Source organism: Pseudomonas sp. UBT, from assembly GCF_050915955.1.
GTDB classification, from domain to species: Bacteria; Pseudomonadota; Gammaproteobacteria; order Pseudomonadales; family Pseudomonadaceae; genus Aquipseudomonas; species Aquipseudomonas antarctica_A.
Genome location: NZ_CP168079.1, coordinates 4,123,086 through 4,140,832, shown reverse-complemented (window position 1 = coordinate 4,140,832; position 17,747 = coordinate 4,123,086). Strand labels below are relative to the sequence as shown.

The 17,747-nt window shown below is 60.8% G+C and carries 14 protein-coding genes; 6 read left to right on the top strand and 8 right to left on the bottom strand.

The genetic code is table 11. The annotated features are described in order from the left end of the window. Window positions 1-75 precede the first annotated feature (75 nt). Genes ACDZ94_RS19135 through ACDZ94_RS19125 form a run of 3 tightly spaced genes read right to left on the bottom strand, consistent with a single transcriptional unit; the run spans window position 76 to window position 2,533 of the window. A complete protein-coding gene (locus ACDZ94_RS19135) occupies window positions 76-627 on the bottom strand; it encodes a GNAT family N-acetyltransferase (protein WP_064452708.1) in 552 nt (183 codons plus the stop codon). Between the two features lie 5 nt (window positions 628-632). Continuing rightward, the gene (locus ACDZ94_RS19130; protein ID WP_064452707.1) at window positions 633-1,094 is read right to left on the bottom strand and encodes an LEA type 2 family protein; all 462 of its coding nucleotides are present in this window, start codon (window positions 1,092-1,094) and stop codon (window positions 633-635) included. An 11-nt stretch (window positions 1,095-1,105) separates the two neighbouring features. After that, a complete protein-coding gene (locus tag ACDZ94_RS19125) occupies window positions 1,106-2,533 on the bottom strand; it encodes a nucleobase:cation symporter-2 family protein (protein ID WP_064452706.1) in 1,428 nt (475 codons plus the stop codon). Between the two features lie 236 nt (window positions 2,534-2,769). Between ACDZ94_RS19125 and ACDZ94_RS19120 the strand changes: the two genes are divergently transcribed. After that, window positions 2,770-4,395, top strand: a complete 1,626-nt coding sequence (locus ACDZ94_RS19120) for a methyl-accepting chemotaxis protein (RefSeq protein ID WP_432750596.1) — start codon at window positions 2,770-2,772, stop codon at window positions 4,393-4,395. A 35-nt stretch (window positions 4,396-4,430) separates the two neighbouring features. Here ACDZ94_RS19120 and ACDZ94_RS19115 read toward each other — a convergent pair whose 3' ends face one another. Beyond that, window positions 4,431-5,546 carry a Gfo/Idh/MocA family protein gene (locus ACDZ94_RS19115; protein ID WP_262664964.1) on the bottom strand — a complete coding sequence of 372 codons (1,116 nt, stop codon included), beginning with the start codon at window positions 5,544-5,546 and terminating at the stop codon, window positions 4,431-4,433. 299 nt (window positions 5,547-5,845) lie between these two features. Between ACDZ94_RS19115 and ACDZ94_RS19110 the strand changes: the two genes are divergently transcribed. From ACDZ94_RS19110 to ACDZ94_RS19090, 5 genes are all read left to right on the top strand, one after another. Continuing rightward, complete coding sequence (locus ACDZ94_RS19110) at window positions 5,846-6,880, top strand: WD40/YVTN/BNR-like repeat-containing protein (protein ID WP_432751522.1); 1,035 nt, start codon at window positions 5,846-5,848, stop codon at window positions 6,878-6,880. Window positions 6,881-6,895: 15 nt separating this feature from the next. Continuing rightward, complete coding sequence (locus ACDZ94_RS19105; protein WP_221294947.1) at window positions 6,896-9,271, top strand: efflux RND transporter permease subunit; 2,376 nt, start codon at window positions 6,896-6,898, stop codon at window positions 9,269-9,271. Window positions 9,272-9,483: 212 nt separating this feature from the next. Beyond that, window positions 9,484-9,774: a DUF5629 family protein gene (locus ACDZ94_RS19100; RefSeq protein ID WP_432750595.1), complete on the top strand. Its 291-nt coding sequence runs from the start codon at window positions 9,484-9,486 to the stop codon at window positions 9,772-9,774. After that, window positions 9,761-10,936: a lactonase family protein gene (locus ACDZ94_RS19095; RefSeq protein ID WP_064452700.1), complete on the top strand. Its 1,176-nt coding sequence runs from the start codon at window positions 9,761-9,763 to the stop codon at window positions 10,934-10,936. The genes ACDZ94_RS19100 and ACDZ94_RS19095 overlap by 14 nt, the downstream gene beginning before the upstream one ends. Before the next feature lie 156 nt (window positions 10,937-11,092). Then, complete coding sequence (locus ACDZ94_RS19090) at window positions 11,093-11,272, top strand: hypothetical protein (RefSeq protein WP_064452699.1); 180 nt, start codon at window positions 11,093-11,095, stop codon at window positions 11,270-11,272. A gap of 126 nt (window positions 11,273-11,398) precedes the next feature. On the opposite strand, the gene ACDZ94_RS19085 is transcribed toward ACDZ94_RS19090, so the two are convergent. The 4 genes from ACDZ94_RS19085 to ACDZ94_RS19070 all read right to left on the bottom strand — a co-directional run bounded on the left by ACDZ94_RS19085 (window position 11,399) and on the right by ACDZ94_RS19070 (window position 17,338). Further along, window positions 11,399-11,992, bottom strand: coding sequence for a glutathione S-transferase (locus ACDZ94_RS19085; protein ID WP_064452698.1), 594 nt, complete (start codon window positions 11,990-11,992; stop codon window positions 11,399-11,401). Further along, window positions 11,989-15,627 (bottom strand): AAA family ATPase, encoded by a 3,639-nt coding sequence (locus ACDZ94_RS19080; protein WP_432750594.1) that lies wholly within the window; start codon window positions 15,625-15,627, stop codon window positions 11,989-11,991. The genes ACDZ94_RS19085 and ACDZ94_RS19080 overlap by 4 nt, the downstream gene beginning before the upstream one ends. Continuing rightward, window positions 15,624-16,865, bottom strand: coding sequence for an exonuclease SbcCD subunit D C-terminal domain-containing protein (locus ACDZ94_RS19075; protein ID WP_262664957.1), 1,242 nt, complete (start codon window positions 16,863-16,865; stop codon window positions 15,624-15,626). The genes ACDZ94_RS19080 and ACDZ94_RS19075 overlap by 4 nt, the downstream gene beginning before the upstream one ends. Before the next feature lie 173 nt (window positions 16,866-17,038). Then, window positions 17,039-17,338: a DUF6124 family protein gene (locus ACDZ94_RS19070; protein WP_432750593.1), complete on the bottom strand. Its 300-nt coding sequence runs from the start codon at window positions 17,336-17,338 to the stop codon at window positions 17,039-17,041. Between the last annotated feature and the right edge of the window lie 409 nt (window positions 17,339-17,747).

Here is a 17,747-nt window from a genome sequence, read left to right as displayed (position 1 = left end):
GATAGCGGTGTGTCAGTCAACACCTCTGCTGCTGACCCGGCGCCATCGCAGGCAAGCCAGCGCCCACATTAATTTTCAGCGCTTGTGCAATTGTGATTCAAGCCATTCCTCGCGGGTCATTTCCCACAGCTCGCGTGGGAAAGTCCCTTCTACAAACTCCCCGTTATCCGTGCGGATCAACCGCATCCCCGTGCGCTCGGAAATCCGCCGTGACCCCAGGTTAGGCGCAGCCTTGGGCACGCGCAGCAGCGGGCGTTTGAGCGTGCCGAACCAGTATTCGGTCACCGCCGCACTGGCTTCGCTCATCAAGCCCTGGCCTTGCCACTGCGGGCCCAGCCAGAAACCTCGGTTGTTGTCCTGTTCGTCCATCAGGCTGATATTGCCGATCAGTTGCTCGGGCGCGCTGTTGAGGCGGATCGACCAGTGCCACTCCTCGCCACGGGCCATGGCGGGCAGGGCGTTCTGTTGCAGATAAGTGCGTGCGCCGTCAGCCGGGTAGGGCCAGGGCACCAGGGCATTGAGGTAGCGCACCACTTCCCAATGCGGGAATTGCTGCTGGATACCGTCCGCGTCGTCCAGGGTGAGCGGGCGCAGGATCAGTCGTTCAGTGAGCAATATCGGTTGCATGGCAGTTACCAGGTCGCCGTGTTCGGCAGGTCCAACGTACCGCGCTCCACGAAGCGCATGGTGCCGAATAGCCCACCGGCCAGTTTGCCACGCAGTACGTACGGCAAGTTGTTCAAGCTCTGGGTCTGGCTCAGCCCCAGCGTTTGACGCAACACCGAAAACGCCGAAACGCTGACCGGCACCATCAGCACGGTCTCGGAAAAGCGTGCAATGGTACCGGCTTGATCACTCACCCCCGACGCCAGCGGCCGACCATTCACGTCTAGGTCCAGGGCTACGCCGCTGTAGTCGATCGCCGTTTCATTGGGGTTTTGCACCCGCAGCTTCACGGCGAAGCGTACCTCCAGGTCCTGGCTTTGCAGCGGCTCGATGCCGACCACCGTAATGTTGACCGGGTCGCGGTTGGGGAACAGCGCACAGGCGCTCAAGGTAAGCAGCAGCAGCGATAGAACCATGAGCTTGCGCATTAAAGATGCTCCTATTTCGTGACGTCCGGATCCTGCATGACCTTGAGGGTAGAGGACTCCGGATCAAATTCATCCTCTTCCAGCTCTAAGAACTCTTCCGGCAGGAAAATGTTCAGCACAATTGCACAGAACGCACCCACGGTGATGGGCGACTCGAAGATGTTGTGCAGCGCCTTGGGCAAGTCGCGCAAGACTTCCGGCACGGCCGCGACACCCAGGCCCATGCCCAGGGAAATCGCCACAATCAGCACATTGCGCCGATGCAGCCCGGCTTCGGCAAGAATCTTGATCCCCGCCACGGCCACGGTGCCGAACATGATCAGGGTGGCGCCGCCGAGTACCGGTTTGGGCATCAGTTGCAGCACGGCACCGATCATCGGGAACAGCCCCAGCAGCACCAGCAGGCCGGCGATAAAGTACGCCACGTAGCGACTGGCCACGCCGGTCAGCTGAATCACGCCATTGTTTTGGGCGAAGGTCACCATCGGCAGGCTGTTGAACGTCGCGGCCATCGCTGAATTGAGGCCGTCGGCCAGCAGGCCCGACTTGATACGCTTGATGTACAGCGGGCCTTTGACCGGTTGCTGGGAAATCATCGAGTTGGCCGTCAAGTCACCGGCGGCTTCCAATGGCGAAATCAGGAAGATCACCGCCACCGGTATAAACGCCACCCAGTCGAACGAGAACCCGTACTTGAACGGCACCGGCACGCTGATCAACGGCACCTGCGGCAGCGCCGCCATGTCGACGCGGCCCATCCACCAGGCCACCACGAAGCCCAGGGTCAGGCCGATTACGATCGAGCCCAGGCGCAGGAACGGGTTACTGAAGCGGTTGAGCACCACAATGGTCAGCAGCACCAGCGCCGCCAGCCCCATGTTGCTCGCCGCGCCCAGATCACTGGAACCGAAGCCCCCCGCCATGTCGGTGACCGCCACCTTGATCAGTGACAAGCCCATCAAGGTGATAATGGTGCCTGTCACTACCGGGGTTATCAGCTTGCGCAGCTTGCCGATGAACTGGCTGAGCACCACTTCGATAAAGGCTGCGAAAAAGCAGATGCCGAAGATCGTCGAGAGGATCTCATCCGTGCCGCCGCCTCGGGCCTTGACCATGAACCCGGCACTTAAAATAACGCTGATAAACGAAAAACTGGTGCCCTGCAGGCACAGCAGGCCGGAACCGATCGGACCGAACGTGCGCGCTTGCACAAAGGTCCCGAGCCCGGACACGAACAGCGCCATGCTCACCAGGTACGGCACTTCGCTTTCCAGGCCAAGAACGCCGCCGACGATCAACGTGGGGGTGATGATGCCGACGAAACTCGCGAGCACATGTTGCAGTGCTGCAAAAATCGCTGCGGTGAAGTGCGGGCGGTCTTCCAGGCCGTAGATCAGGTCGGATTTATAGCGGGGGCGAGGGGTTTGAGCGTCAGACAAAATACAGGCCCGGTAGGGAAAGGGGCGCGCAGGATGCCAGAAAGTACGTGTTGTCAGAAGTGTGTAAAAAAATTTCGAAATATTCTGCATAAATTTCACACGTCTGCCGATAGCGTAGGTAAGCCCACCTATCCTAATTACAACAGTGGTGCCCAAAGATCAGGTCGCCGCGTTGACGCTGACTGATCGTGTCGCGGCAGGGATGCGTGCAAACACTACTTCTCGAGAGCAGCCCTATGTCCCTTCGTAATCTGAATATTGCCCCTCGCGCTTTTCTCGGTTTTGCGTTCATTGCGTTGCTGGTAGTAATCCTTGGCGTGTTTGCCGTCAACCGCATGACGACGATCCGTCAAGCATCGCTGGATATGGGGACCAACCAATTACCCAGCGTGAAGTTTCTCGGCAACATGACCGAGAACGTGCTGCGCCTGCGAATTCTCTCGTTCCGCATATTGATCAATCGCGAGCCCGCCTCCCTGGAAGAAGCCAAAACTCGCGTGGCTTTTTTGGTCGACAAGGTCAAGCAGGCGCAGAGCGCTTATGCGGCGATGCCGGCGGGCGCTCAAGAGGCGGCGTTGTACAAGACTTTCGCCGTCACGCTCGACAGTTACTTCACCGCCCAGGCCGAGATGATGTCGCTGTCCCAGCAGAACAAAGTCGAGGAGATGCGCACCCTCATCAATACACGTATCAAGGACGGTACTGACCTGATGGGCGAGCAGTTGAACAAACTGATTGCTATCAATAGTGCGGATGCCGAACAGGCCGGCCGTGATGCTGAAGGCAGCTATCAGCAAGCGGTCGCCGGCATTATCGGCGTGTCGGTGGTGGCGGCGTTGATGACGGTGTTGCTGGCCTGGCTGCTGACTCGCAGCATCGTTACGCCGCTGCGCAAAGCCGTGGAAGTGGCAGAGACCATTGCGGCCGGCAACCTCAGCAAAGCCATCGAAGACGACGGTAAGGACGAACCGGCACGTTTGCTCGGTGCCTTGGCCGCGATGCAAACCAACCTGCGCCAAACCATCCAGCACATTGCCGGTTCCGCCACCCAGCTTGCGTCAGCAGCGGAAGAACTGAGCGCGGTCACCGAGGAAGCCTCCAAAGGCCTGCAACAGCAGAACAACGAAATCGACCAGGCCGCCACCGCCGTCAACGAAATGACCGCTGCCGTGGAAGAGGTGGCGCGCAACGCGGTGTCCACCTCCGAAGCCTCCAGCCAATCCAACCAGGCGGCGCGTGAAGGGCGTGACCGTGTGGTGGAAACCGTCGGCGCGATTCAAACCATGACTCAGGATGTACAAAACACGTCGGTCATGATCGAAGGCCTGGCCACTCAGGGCCGCGACATTGGCAAGGTCCTCGACGTGATACGCGCAATTGCCGAACAGACCAACCTGCTCGCGCTCAACGCAGCGATTGAAGCGGCCCGCGCCGGTGAAGCCGGCCGTGGGTTCGCGGTGGTGGCCGATGAAGTCCGCGCCTTGGCTCATCGCACCGCGCAGTCGACCCAGGAAATCGAAAAAATGGTCGCCGGTATCCAGAGCGGCACCGGTGAAGCGGTGCAGTCAATGCAGCAGAGCAACCAGCGCACCCAGGCCACCCTGGAAATGGCCCGCGCCGCCGGTGTGGCCCTGGAGCAGATCACCCAATCCATCAGCCTGATCAATGAGCGCAACCTGGTGATCGCCAGCGCGTCGGAAGAGCAGGCGCAGGTGTCCCGTGAAGTGGACCGCAACCTGGTGAACATCCGCGACCTGGCGACTCAGTCGGCGGCGGGCGCCAACCAGACCAGCGCGGCCAGCCATGAGCTGTCGCGCCTGGCGGTGGATTTGAACGGGATGGTCGCGCGTTTCGTCATCTGATCCGAAAGCGTGGGGGAGCGCGCCGCTCCCCGCATTTACACCTCGTTCACGTTGACCCAACGCGCTTCCCGCGCGGCCAGGCGAATCGCCGTTGCCAGCCGTTCGACCTCCCACGCGTGGTCAAAGTCGGTACCATCGACGCCCTGGCCTGCCAGCGCCATGATCAATTCGTGTACTTCCAGCGTCTTCAACTCGTTGTAGCCCAACTGATGCCCGGCCGCCGGGCTGAACGCGGCATAGCCGGGCAGGGCAGGACCTGCCAGCAAACGCTGGAAACCGTCCTGGCCGACACGGCATACACGCAGCTCATTCAAGCGTTCCTGATCGAACGCAAGGGTGCCTTTCGTACCGCTGATTTCGAAGCTCAGGTGGTTCTTGTAGCCATGCTTGAGCCAACTGCTGCTCACGGTGCCACGGGCGCCGTTGGCAAAGCGCAGCAGCGCATGCACCTGGTCATCCACGGCAATCGCGCGGTGCGTCTGGCTACCGGCGGTGGCGGGGCGCTGGGCATGGACGGTCTGGGTGTCGGCGCACACGCTGAGCACATCGCCCACCAGGTAGCGCGCCATCGACAGCAGATGGCTACCGAGGTCCGCCAGCGCACCACCGGCATGTTCCACTTCACAACGCCACGACCAGGGCGAAGCCGGGTCGGCCATGAAGTCTTCGCTGAACTCGCCCTGGAAGCTGATGATCTCGCCCAGCTCGCCATTGGCGATCATCTGCCGTGCCAGGCTGATCATCGGGTTGTGCTGATAGTTGTAGCCGACACGCGTGACCACGCCGGCGGCACGCGCAGCGCGGCGCATGGCGTCGGCCTGTTCCAGGCTGACGGCCAGCGGCTTTTCGCAATACACCGCCTTGCCCGCCGCAATGGCGGCCATGGCCATGGGGTAGTGCAGATGATTGGGGGTGGTGATGGCCACCACTTCAACCGTGGGGTCGTCGATCAGCGCCTGCCAATCGCCGTGGGCCTGGGCAAACCCCCACGCCGTGGCGCAACGCCGAGCGCGCTCGGTGTCGGCATCGGCCAGGGCGGCCAGCTTGAGGCGTACCGGCAGTTCGAATACCGCCCGCGCATTGTTGAACGCTAACGCATGGGCGCGCCCCATGAAGCCCGTGCCGATCAGGCCGATTCCGAGTTCACGCATAGCCGTGGTCCTTTGAATTATTGTTTTCAAGAGCGCCATTAATGGAATAAAAATTCTCTAAATTCAATAGGTGGAATAAATATTCATTAATCAGCCTGGGTAATGCAGTCATATTCAGGCCGCGGCCAAACGCCGCCAGTTAACAAAAGATAACGTAGCGCCGATTGTCAGACGATTCGAAAGCCCGATAGGATGGCCCTGCTTCCTCCAGGCGCTCTAGAGTGCAGGTTTCAGAGCCCGGGAAGGCGAGACCACCTAACAATAATAAATGGGGAGAAAGGTCTATGAGTGAGCCTGTCATGGGTTGGGCTGTTTGCTGCCCGCGCGCCGCACGCAAGGTTGCGATGCTGGCCACAGCGCTCTCGCTGTTTGGGGTGTTATCGACACCCGTGTTCGCCGCCGGCGATACCAGTGCACAGCCGGTATTTGCGATTGAATCCCCCAAGGCCGCCAAAGGCCTGATGATCGATGTGGTCCACGCCGGCAAGCGTCTGGTGGCGGTCGGTGATCGCGGGCACATCCTCTATTCCGATGACCAGGGCAGCACCTGGACCCAAGCCAAAGTCCCTACCCGGCAACTGCTCACGGCGGTGTATTTCGTCGACGATAAACACGGTTGGGCGGTCGGCCATGATGCGCAGATTCTGGCGAGCGCCGACGGCGGCGCCACCTGGGCCCAGCAATACCAGGACCTCAAGCGCGAAGCCCCGTTGCTCGACGTGTGGTTCAAGGATGCCGAACACGGTATCGCCGTGGGCGCCTACGGTGCGTTGATTGAAACCACCGATGGTGGCAAACGCTGGGAAGACGTCAGCGACCGTCTCGACAACGAAGACCAGTTCCACCTCAACGCCATCGCCTACATCAAGGACGCCGGGCTGTTTATTGTCGGCGAGCAGGGCAGCATGTTCCGCTCCAGCGACGACGGCCAGACATGGGAGAAGCTCGAAGGCCCCTACGCGGGGTCGCTGTTCGGTGTGATCAGCACCGCCCAACCGCAAACCCTGTTGGTCTATGGCCTGCGCGGCAACCTGTATCGCTCCACGGATTTCGGCACCACCTGGGAGCAGGTCCAATTGAATGCGGCGCGTGGCGCCCTGGAGTTCGGTTTGTCGGGGGCGAGTTTGCTCGATGACGGCTCGCTGGTCGTGGTCGGCAACGGCGGCAGTGTGGTGGTCAGTCACGACGACGGCCAGACCTTCAGCGTATTCAACCGCCCGGACCGCATTTCATTGTCGGCGGTCACTGCGGCAGGCAATGGCAACTTGATTCTGGTCGGGCAGGGCGGTGTACGCGTTGCGACGCCGGCCGGCGCTGAACTCGAAAAACAATAAGAAGGCGGGTAAAGAATGAGCAGTCATCACAACGATAAAGCGACCTTGCTTGAGCGCCTGATCTTCAACAATCGCCCGGCAGTCATCGTCATCTGCCTGCTGGTGAGTATTTTCCTGTTCTGGCAGGCGACGCTGATTCGTCCGTCCACCAGCTTTGAAAAGATGATCCCTCTAAAGCATCCCTTCATCGAAAAGATGATGGAACACCGCAATGACCTGGCCAACCTGGGCAACACCGTGCGCATCTCGGTGGAGGCCAAGGATGGCGACATTTTCACCAAGGAGTACATGGAGACCCTGCGCCAGATCAACGACGAGGTGTTCTACATCTCGGGCGTCGACCGCTCGGGCCTCAAGTCGCTGTGGAGCCCCAGCGTACGCTGGACCGAAGTCACCGAAGAAGGCTTTGCCGGCGGTGAAGTGATCCCGCAAAGCTACAACGGCTCGCCACAAAGCCTCGACCAGTTGCGCAATAACGTGCTCAAGTCCGGCCAGGTCGGGCGCCTGGTGGCCAACGACTTCAAGTCAAGCATCGTCGACATCCCGCTACTGGAGTCCTACCCGGACCCGCAGGATCAGGGCAAATTGCTGGCCCTGGACTACCGCACGTTCTCCCATGAACTCGAAGACAAGATCCGCGACAAGTTTGAAGCGCAAAACCCCAACGTCAAAATCCACATCGTCGGCTTTGCCAAGAAGGTCGGCGACCTGATTGATGGCCTGGTCATGGTGGTGATGTTCTTTGGCATCGCATTCGTCATCACCCTGATTCTGCTGCTGTGGTTCACCAACTGCCTGCGTAGCACCGTCGCGGTATTGAGCACGACATTGGTGGCGGTGGTCTGGCAACTCGGGCTGATGCACTTTTTCGGTTTCGGCCTCGATCCGTATTCGATGCTGGTGCCGTTCCTGATTTTCGCCATCGGTATTTCCCATGGCGTGCAGAAGATCAACGGTATTGCGCTGCAATCCAGTGAGGCTGACAACGCGCTGACCGCGGCGCGACGCACGTTCCGGCAACTGTTCCTGCCGGGGATGATCGCGATTCTCGCCGACGCCGTGGGCTTTATCACGCTGCTGATCATCGATATCGGCGTAATCCGCGAGCTGGCCATCGGCGCCTCCATCGGCGTGGCGGTGATCGTGTTCACCAACCTGATCCTGCTGCCAGTGGCGATCTCCTACGTCGGCATCAGCCAGCGCGCCATCGCCAAGAGCAAAAAGGACGCGCACCGCGAACACCCGTTCTGGCGCCTGCTGTCCAAATTCGCCAGCCCCAAGGTCGCGCCGGTGTCTGTTTTGCTCGCGCTGATCGCCTTCGGTGGCGGCCTCTGGTACAGCCAGAACCTCAAGATTGGCGATCTGGACCAGGGCGCACCGGAACTGCGCCCGGACTCGCGCTACAACAAGGACAACAATTTCATCATCAGCAACTACTCCACCAGTTCCGACGTGCTGGTGGTGATGGTCAAGACCCGTGCTGAAGGCTGTTCGCGCTATGAAGCCATGGCGCCCATCGACCAACTGATGTGGAAGATGCAGAACACCGAGGGCGTGCAGTCGGCGATCTCACTGGTGACCGTGTCCAAGCAAATGATCAAGGGGATGAACGAGGGCAACCTCAAATGGGAAACCTTGTCGCGCAACCCTGACGTACTGAACAACTCGATTGCCCGTGCCGATGGCCTGTACAACAACAATTGCTCGCTGGCGCCGGTGCTGGTGTTCCTCAACGACCACAAGGCCGAAACCCTCGACCGTGCGGTACATGCCGTGCAGGACTTCGCCAAGGAGAACAACAAGGACGGCCTGGAATTTATCCTCGCCGCCGGTAACGCCGGGATCGAAGCCGCCACCAACGAGGTCATCAAGGAGTCGGAGCTGACCATTCTGATCCTGGTCTACCTGTGCGTGGCCACCATGTGCATGATCACCTTCCGCTCGTGGGCCGCCACCCTGTGCATCGTGTTGCCGCTGGTACTGACCTCGGTGCTGGGCAACGCGCTGATGGCGTTCATGGGCATCGGCGTCAAGGTCGCGACCTTGCCGGTGGTGGCGCTGGGCGTGGGGATTGGCGTGGATTACGGCATCTACATCTACAGCCGTCTGGAAAGCTTCCTGCGTGCCGGCTTGCCGTTGCAAGAGGCTTACTACCAAACGCTCAAGTCCACCGGCAAAGCCGTGCTGTTCACCGGCCTGTGCCTGGCAATCGGCGTGTGCACCTGGATCTTCTCGGCCATCAAGTTCCAGGCCGACATGGGCTTGATGCTCACCTTCATGCTGCTGTGGAACATGTTCGGCGCGCTGTGGCTGTTGCCGGCGCTCGCGCGGTTCCTGATCAAGCCCGAGAAACTGGCGGGGCAGAAGGGCAATTCGTTGTTTGCCCACTGATGGTTTAACGGCCTTGCTCGGTCAACCTGTGGGAGCGGCGGTGCGACGATTCGACTTGCTCGCGAATGCGGTGGTTCAGTCTATGCATTGGGTGACTGATACTCCGCATTCGCGAGCAAGTCGCACCGCCGCTGCCACTTTGATTCTATGTCCAACCTATAGATTACAGCGTGGGCTATCATTGGCACTTTCCCGCAAAATGATTGACTGCCATGACTGCTGACAACCTGACTACCATCCTCGCCACCAGCGACATGCTGGAAATCGATGGCCTGCACGCCTTTGATTTCAGCCTGGACGACCAAAAATTGCTGATCATTTGCATGGACGGTCGTGCCGAGAAACGCTGGAGTTTCAGCCTGGAGCAAGTCAAGGCGGCGGTTTTTGATCAAACCCTGCAAAGCTGGACCCTTACCGGTGACTCGGGCGAGCATCGCCTGGTCTGCATGAGCGGCGTCACCGGCAACAATAACGACGAGGATGAAGCGGATGATGATGCGTAAATTCTGGCCCCTGCTGATGGCGGGCAGTGTGGGTGCGATGTCGGTGCAAGCCGCGCCGGTCGACACGTATGAACTGCTGGTGGGCAGCTACACGGCCGGCACCAGCGAAGGCATCTACCGCCTGCAGTTTGATAGCCGTACCGGGCAGTTCAGTGGCAAGCCGGTGCTGGCGGCCAAGGCGGCCAACCCCTCGTGGCTGACGGTTTCCAAAGACCAGAAGCACCTGTTTGTGGTCAACGAGAACGGCCCGGGCCAGAAAGACCCGGTCGGGCGCGTCAGCAGCTACAGCATTGACCCGCAGAGCCATCAGCTCACCCTGATCAACCAGGTGCAGAGCCTGGGCAACGAGCCGACCCATTCCAGCCTGGCTGCTGACGGGCGCTACCTGTTCGTCGCCAACTATTCAGTGCTGGAAGACCCGGGCGGTAGCCTGGCGGTGCTGCCGGTCGATGCCAATGGCAAGCTGTCGGCGCCGGTGCAGTTGAGCGCGCACCCGGCGAGCCGCGTCAACCCTGAGCGCCAGGCCTCCAACCATGTGCATTCGGTGGTGTCGTCGCCGGATGGCAAGTACGTGTATGTCCAGGACTTGGGGGCAGACAAGATTTTTGTTTACCACTATGACCCAAAGGCCAACCATGAACTGCCACTCACTGCGGCTAACCCGGCCTCCGTGCCATTGCCACCGGGCAGCGGCCCACGCCACTTGCTGTTCAGCGCCGATGGCAAGCATGCCTGGCTGACCACCGAGATGAGCGCTCAGGTGGCGGTGTTCGATTACAAGGACGGCACGCTCAGCCAAACCCAACTGGTGGATTTCGCTGCCGGGCAGCCGGTGTCCGACAAGGCGGGCGCAGCACTGCACGCCTCAAGTGACGGCAAATTCCTTTACGTCAGCAACCGCGGCACAGCCAACCAGATGCTGGTATTCAGCATCGACCCGGCTACCGCGCACCTCAAGGAACTGCAGCGCCGTCCCGTCGAAGGTGATCACCCTCGCGAGTTCAGCCTGGACCCGAGCGGCAAGTTCCTGCTGATCGCCAACCAGAAAAGCAATGAAATCGTGGTGGTCGAACGTGACCCCAAGACCGGCCTGCTGGGTAAAACCGTGCAGAAATTGCCGATCGATGCACCCAGCGACCTCAAGTTCCTGGTGCGTCAATAAGCCACAGGCCCCGCAGTGCGGGGCCTGACTCTGTGTATTAATTCTATTAATAGCGGCTACTGTTTCAAAGCATTTCTAAGGTTTAGCCCTCGGGCGTAAGTTTGGTTCCAAGGCCTTCCCCGGCCACTCAATCAAACGAACACAAGGGTTACCGACATGAACTTCAATCTCTTCTCGATTATCGCCGCTTCCGCTGTTTCCGCCACCGTGGCATTGCCTGCCGCTGCCAGCGTGGAAGTCTCCGGCAAAAAATCCAGCACCAGCGCCTACACCCAGAAATACCTGCAACAGAGCGCCAACTTCTATGCCGCACTGGATCACAAGATTCAACACTGAGCTTGAGCTGAGCGACGGTCAAATGTGGGAGCTGGCTTGCCTGCGATGAAATCAACTCGGTGTATCAGTTGGACCGAGTTGTCGGCATCGCAGGCAAGCCAGCTCCCACATTTGATTGTGTTGGGCTCAGGGTTTTGCCATCACCGCAATAAACAGCGGCGATTCCACAAAGCGTTGTAGCCAGGCTTGTAACTGGCGATATGGCGTCCCGGCAAACCACTCGCGATCCACATGGGCAAACTGGCGCACAAACGGCGCCAGTGCCACATCGGCCAGGCTCAAATGCTCGGCCAGCAAATAGTCATTTCCCGCCAACAAACCTTCCAGCGTCTGCAAAAACACCTCGCCCTCGGCCCGGTAATGTTCCATCGGCTGCTCCGGGTAGCGTTCGGCGTACTTGTATCGATTCAAGTGATGTTTGAAGACCTGATCGTTCTCGGTAATCAGGTCCAGCACCCTCGGGTCGCCTTGGAGCAACCAGTCATCCGGATCATGCTGCGCCAACGCCCATTGCATGATTTCCAGGCTTTCCTCGATCACCCGGCCACCCACGCTGAGCACCGGCACCGTGCCCTTGGGTGACAGCGCGAGCATCTCGGCCGGCTTGGCCTTGAGGCTTACCTCGATGATCTGCACAGGCACGCCCGAGTAGCGCAACGCGAGGCGCGCCCGCATCGCATACGGGCAGCGCCGAAACGAATACAGCAGCGCTTCGCTCACTTGACCTCCAGGGTGCTCAAGCCATTGCCCTGGCGCTTGACCTGGATCTGCACCGGGATGCGCTCGTGCATTTCCTGCACGTGAGAGATCACCGCCACCTTGCGGCCTTGTGCCTGCAGGCCGTCCAAGGCGTCCATCGCCAATTGCAGCGATTCCGGGTCGAGGCTGCCAAAGCCTTCGTCGATAAACAGCGACTCGATTTTCAACGTACTCGACGCCATCGACGCCAGGCCCAACGCCAGCGCCAGCGACACCAGGAATGTTTCGCCACCGGACAACGAATGCACCGAGCGCAATTCGTCGCCCATCTCCGTATCCATCACCAGCAAGCCGAGCATGCTGCCGCCACGCTTGAGGCGGTAGCGGCGCACCAGCTGGCGCAGTTGCACGTTGGCGTGGTGCACCAACAGGTCGAGGTTGTAGGCCTGGGCGATCTTGCGGAAGGTGTCGCCGGTGGCCGAGCCGATCAGCGCATTCAGGCGTGCCCAGCGCTGCCACTCGTCATACGCCTTGGCGATATGCTCGGCCAACACGTGGTTGGCGTCCTGGCGGCGCTGGTCTTCGGACTGGCGCGCACGCAGTTCCGCGCAGGTTTTTTCACCTTCGGCCAATTGCTGATTGAGCGCAACCAGGGCGGCGTCCAGTTGTTCGGCTGCCAGGTTGCCGTTGTGCAACGCTTGGTGTTCAGCCAGGCGTTGTTCGCGTTCCTGCAGCAGCACCTTGGCTTGTTCGACGGCTTTTTCGCTGTGCTGCAACTGCTGGCGCAATGCGCTGACGTGGCTGTCATCAAAGGCCAGCAAGCGCGTGAGCCCTTCGTCATGCAGGTCGGGGTGCAAGGCACGCCATTCGCTCAGGCGTTCGCCCAGGGTGTGCTGCTCGGCGGCCAAAGCCTGTTGGCGATCCTGCTGCGCCTTGAGGTCGGCGGCCAATTGAATCAGCGCGTTGCGGATCTCTTGCAGCTGTTGGTTGGCATCGGTCTCGCTTTGGCGTGACTGGGCCACCGCCTGGTCCAGTTGCTGTTGCCACTGTTCGGCACTGCTGTGCTCGCCGAGCAGTGCGCTGAGTGTTGCCTGCGCGGCCTGTTGCCGTGCAGACAGCTCGGTGACCTGCTGGAGCAAGGCGTCCAGTTGCTGCTGGCGATGCTGCTGATGGGTGTGCTCTTTCTCGATGGCCTGCTGGCGCTCGTGTTGCTCGGCCAGTTCATCGCGCTGGTGGCCCAGTTGCTCAAGGCGTTGGCTGACGTGCTGGTCCAACTGCATAAACGTCGCCGCCGGTTCACGGCGCAGACCTTCGAGGGTTTCGGCGGGCAACAGGCTGGCGAAGGCATGGAGTTCTTCGTCGAGGCGCTCGCGGTCGTTGGACAGCTCGCGCTGCTGGTCCACCAGCAACTGGCGGGCTTGCTGGCTTGCGTCCTGGGCGGCTTGCAGTTGTTGCTGCAAGCGCCCGGCATTTTGCTGAAGGTTGAGCAGGGCGCCCTGGCGTTGTTCGTCCTGGCTGATACTTTGCGTCAGTTGCGCCAGTTGCTGGGCCAGCCAAGTGCTGCGTTTGGCGGCGTCCTGATTGAACAACGAGGCGGCCAATGGGTGCGCTTGCAGGCTGGGTGTCAGGCCTTGTTGCTGGGTCGCCAGTTGCTCCTGCTGCTGCAGGAACTCCTTTTGCTGGGCGATCAAACCGCCGACTTCGCCACGCAGCTCGGTGAGTTTTTCCTTGAGCGTGTCGACCGCTTTCTGCGCCGTCGCTTCTTCGTTTTCATCATGACGGCCAAGGCTTTGCAGCAACGCTTCGGGCTGGTGGTACGGATGCTCATGGCTGCCGCACACCGGGCACGGTTGGTCGTCCTGCAACTGCTCGCGCAATTCCTCGACGCTGGCACTGCGGGCCAGGCGCTGGCGTTCCAGCAGTTGCTTGGTCACCGTCAGGGTTTGTTCGGCCACCGTCAGTTCGGCTTTGGTCTGCAGGCCGGTCTGGTTCAGTTGTTCGCGTTGCTGCTGGGCGTCCGCGAGCTTTTGCGTCAATGCAGCAGCCTGTTGGTCCAGCTGTTGCTGGCTGTCCCACAGGCGCGTGAGGTCTTCGAACGCGCGCTGTTGCTTGCGGTTGTCTTGCAGCAGGCTGGCGAGTAATTGAATCTGCTCGGCGACCGCGTGCGGCTCGGCACCGGCTTCCTGATACAGCAGGTCCAGCGCGTCGCGTTGTTGGGCGAACTTGTCGGCTGCGGCGGTGGCGCGCTGTTCGAGTTGCGGCAGCTCACTCTGGCCCTTGTTGAGGCGGTTGCCGATCAGCATCAGCTGTTGCAGACGGTCGCGGTAGGCGCTCCAGGCGTCGCTCAGCGGTGCCAGAGTGGCACTGCGTTCCAGCTCGGCCGCCAGGCGTTGCAGGCGTTCGGTGACTTGGGTTTGCTTCTCCAGCAACCCGGTGAGCAAGGCCTGGCCTTCTTGGCAGGCGCTTTCCTGTTGCTGTTTGTCGTCGCTGCGCTTGGCCAGGTCTTGGGTCAGGTGGGCGAGGGTGCTCTGTGCTTCGAACGCCTGACGCAACAAGGGCACGGCGTCGGCCTGCTGTTTCAGGGCGTCAGCCAAGGCTGCCTGGGCGGCAGACTGCTGCTGTTGCGCCTGCTCCTGACGCGCCTGCAGCGTGGTTTGCTGCGCGAGGTGCTGCTGAATCTGCGCGGCGAGCGGTGCAAGTAACGTAGCGAGTTCAGCCTGGCGCGCAAACTGATGGCGTTGCGGTGCCAATTGTTCCAGGCGGCTCAGGTCCTGGCGCTGCTGGCCCTGGCCTGCCCAATCCGCCTGCGCCCGTTGCAGTTGCTCTGTTGCATGGTGCTGGCGCTCCTGCCACTCACGCAGCTCCTTGAGCCAGGTGTGCTGCAGCTCCAACTGCTTGAGCTGGGCCTGTTGGGTCTTGAGCTGTTGCTGAGCCTCGGTCAACTGTTGATCGAGTTCGGCGCGGGCTTCGGCGGGCAACGGCACCACGCCGGTGGCCTGGTCTTGCAGCTGTTTATGCGCGTCCTTGGCGTCTTTGGCCTTGTCGAAGGCGCGGCGGCCCAACTGGGTGTAGAGCGCGGTGTCGGTGAGCTTTTCCAGCAGCTCGCTGCGCTCGTTGTCGTTGGCCTTGAGGAAGGCACTGAATTCGCTTTGCGCCAGCAACACCGCGCGGGTGAACTGTTCGAAATTCAGGCCCAGGGCCAGTTCCAGCTGGGTTTTGTATTCAGTCTTCTGGCTGGCCAGCAGTTGGTCGCTGTCCAGGTCGATCAGGCTTTGTCGGCTGTTCTGCAACTTGCCGCTGGCCTTGTCACGGGCGCGGTTGGCTTCCCAGCGCGCGCGGTAGCGACGGCCGCTGACGCCGACAAAATCCACCTCGGCATAGCCACCGCCGGTGCCGCGACGCAGCAGGGTGCGCGGGTCGCCGATGGAAATATCGCTGTCGGCATCCGGCATTTTCGCCTGGCCGGTATCGCCCAGGCGCGGCACCGCGCCAAACAGCGCCAGGCACAAGGCATCCAGCAAGGTACTTTTGCCCGCGCCGGTCGGCCCGGTGATGGCGAACAACCCGGCGCTGGCCAAGGGCTCGGCGGTAAAGTCGATTTCAAACGGGCCTGCCAGTGAGGCGAGGTTTTTCAGGCGGATGGCGAGGATCTTCATGGCTGTTCGCCCTCCTGTTGCACTTCCTGGAGCAGCACGGCGAAGTCCTTCAAGGTCTGCTCATCCACTTCACTGCCATAGCTGTCCTGCCACGCGCGGCTGAACAGCTCCTGGGGCGTGAGCTGGTCGAGTTCGATCAGGCGTTCGTCGTCAGTCTCGTCACTGCCGCGTTTGCCGGCATATTCGGCGGCAATGCGCACCAGGCGCACGGCCTTGCCTTGCAGGGCGGTTTCGATTTGCTGGCGCAGGTCCGGTTGCGGCTCATCGAGGCGCACGCGCACTTCCAGCCATGGGTGGCGCTGGGTTTCGGCGAGCAGGTCGATGTCGGGCAAATCCGCCAACTGCTTGAGGATATCTGCCAGCGGCGCGGCTTCCAGGCGTTGCAGGTTGACCGAACGCGGAATCAGGCGCGGCTCGACACTCACCAGGCACTGGCCCTGAAAGGTCACATCGAGAATTTGGTGCTTGTAGCCGATTTCGGAAAACGACAAGGGGATCGGCGAGCCACTGTAGCGAATCCGCTCCTCGCCATTCACCCGCTGCGGCTTGTGCAAATGGCCGAGAGCCACATAACTCACGCTGGCATCGAACAGGCTGGCGGGCAGCGCCTCGGCATTGCCGATGATCAGGCTGCGCTCGGAGTCTTCCGACACCGAACCACCCGCCATGTGCGCGTGGCTGATGGCAATCAGCGCCTGGCCTTTTTTGCGTTTGGCATTGGCGGCGGCGATCAGCCATTCATGTACCTGGCCGATGCCGCGCAGGTAGTCGTCGCCCAAGTGCGCGCCGGTGACTTCCGCCGGGCGCAAAAATGGCAGCGCCAGGCACCAGGCGGCGATCTTGCCTTTGGCGTCAGGCAGCGGGATCAGCAACCGGTCGGCATCCAGTTGGCCGTCATCCAGCCACAGCACCCGCCCTAGGGCATGGGTGCGCAAACGGCGCATCAACGGCGCCGGCAACTCGATACGCGAGCCGGAGTCGTGGTTGCCGGCGATCATCACAATCGTCAGTGTCGGGTTTTGTTCGTGGGCGCTGATGATGAAGTCATACAGACGCTCCTGGGCCTTGAGCGGCGGGTTGACCGTGTCGAAGATGTCCCCGGCGATCAGCAACACATCCGGCTGCTCGGCTTTTAATTGACCCAGCAGCCACTCGAGAAAACAGGCGTGTTCGAAGTCGCGTTCCTGGCCATGCAGGTTTTGGCCAAGGTGCCAGTCGGAGGTGTGGAACAGACGCAAGGCGAACTCCGTGGAGAAGATGAAAAGGAGGGGAGTTTACCTGTAAAAGCCCACACCGTGCCCGCGGCTGACCCAGATCAACTGTGGGAGCTGGCTTGCCTGCGATGGCATCACCTCGGTGTGACAGAAAGACCGAGGTGTCTGTATCGCAGGCAAGCCAGCTCCAACAGGGGTCATGCGGCGTGCAGGCAGTCCAGCGCGCGGTCGGCGAGGGCTCTGGCGCTGTCGATCAGGTGCTCGGTGGCACCGGCGATGTGGCGTTGATCGCCGCTCAACCCTTGGCTGGAAACGGCTGCGGTGGCGGCTGCACAGCGCAGCAAGTCGCAGATTTGGGCGAGGGCGTCTTCGAAGCTGAGGTCGTGGTGCACGGTGAAGGACGGCGGTGAGTCGGGTTGTAGGTAGTGGCTCAGGGCGCGCTCGAAGATTTCGCGGTCGAGGGTGAAGCGGGGTGGGTCTGGGACGATTTTATGCATGAATGAATCTCCTGAAAGATCTGGAGCCATTCTCTTGCCGATCTCACTCGTCAAAAGGTGGCAGCTATGTGCGGGGTGAGATTGCCGGTCAGGTACACCCGGTCAGACCGAAGTCTGCCCGCACACAGCCGCCATAGAGCATGTTGCTCGCGGTTGTGGCACTTGGTACCTAATCACATCACAGGATCTCACCCCTGATCGCTGATATGCAGCGACGGAGCAAAGGCTAGCCAGTGGAGTGAGCAGGCGCAAGGCCGAAGGATTGTCTAGGAAACTTCCCGCAAATTAAAGGGATATGGATTGCTGGCCTTTAACAATGCATGTCGATCAGGCGTTTAGGTAGATATGAGTACATATCCGTTGCTGCGGTAACGGCTGCTTAGGGTTCCGCCCTTACGGCGGGTCACTT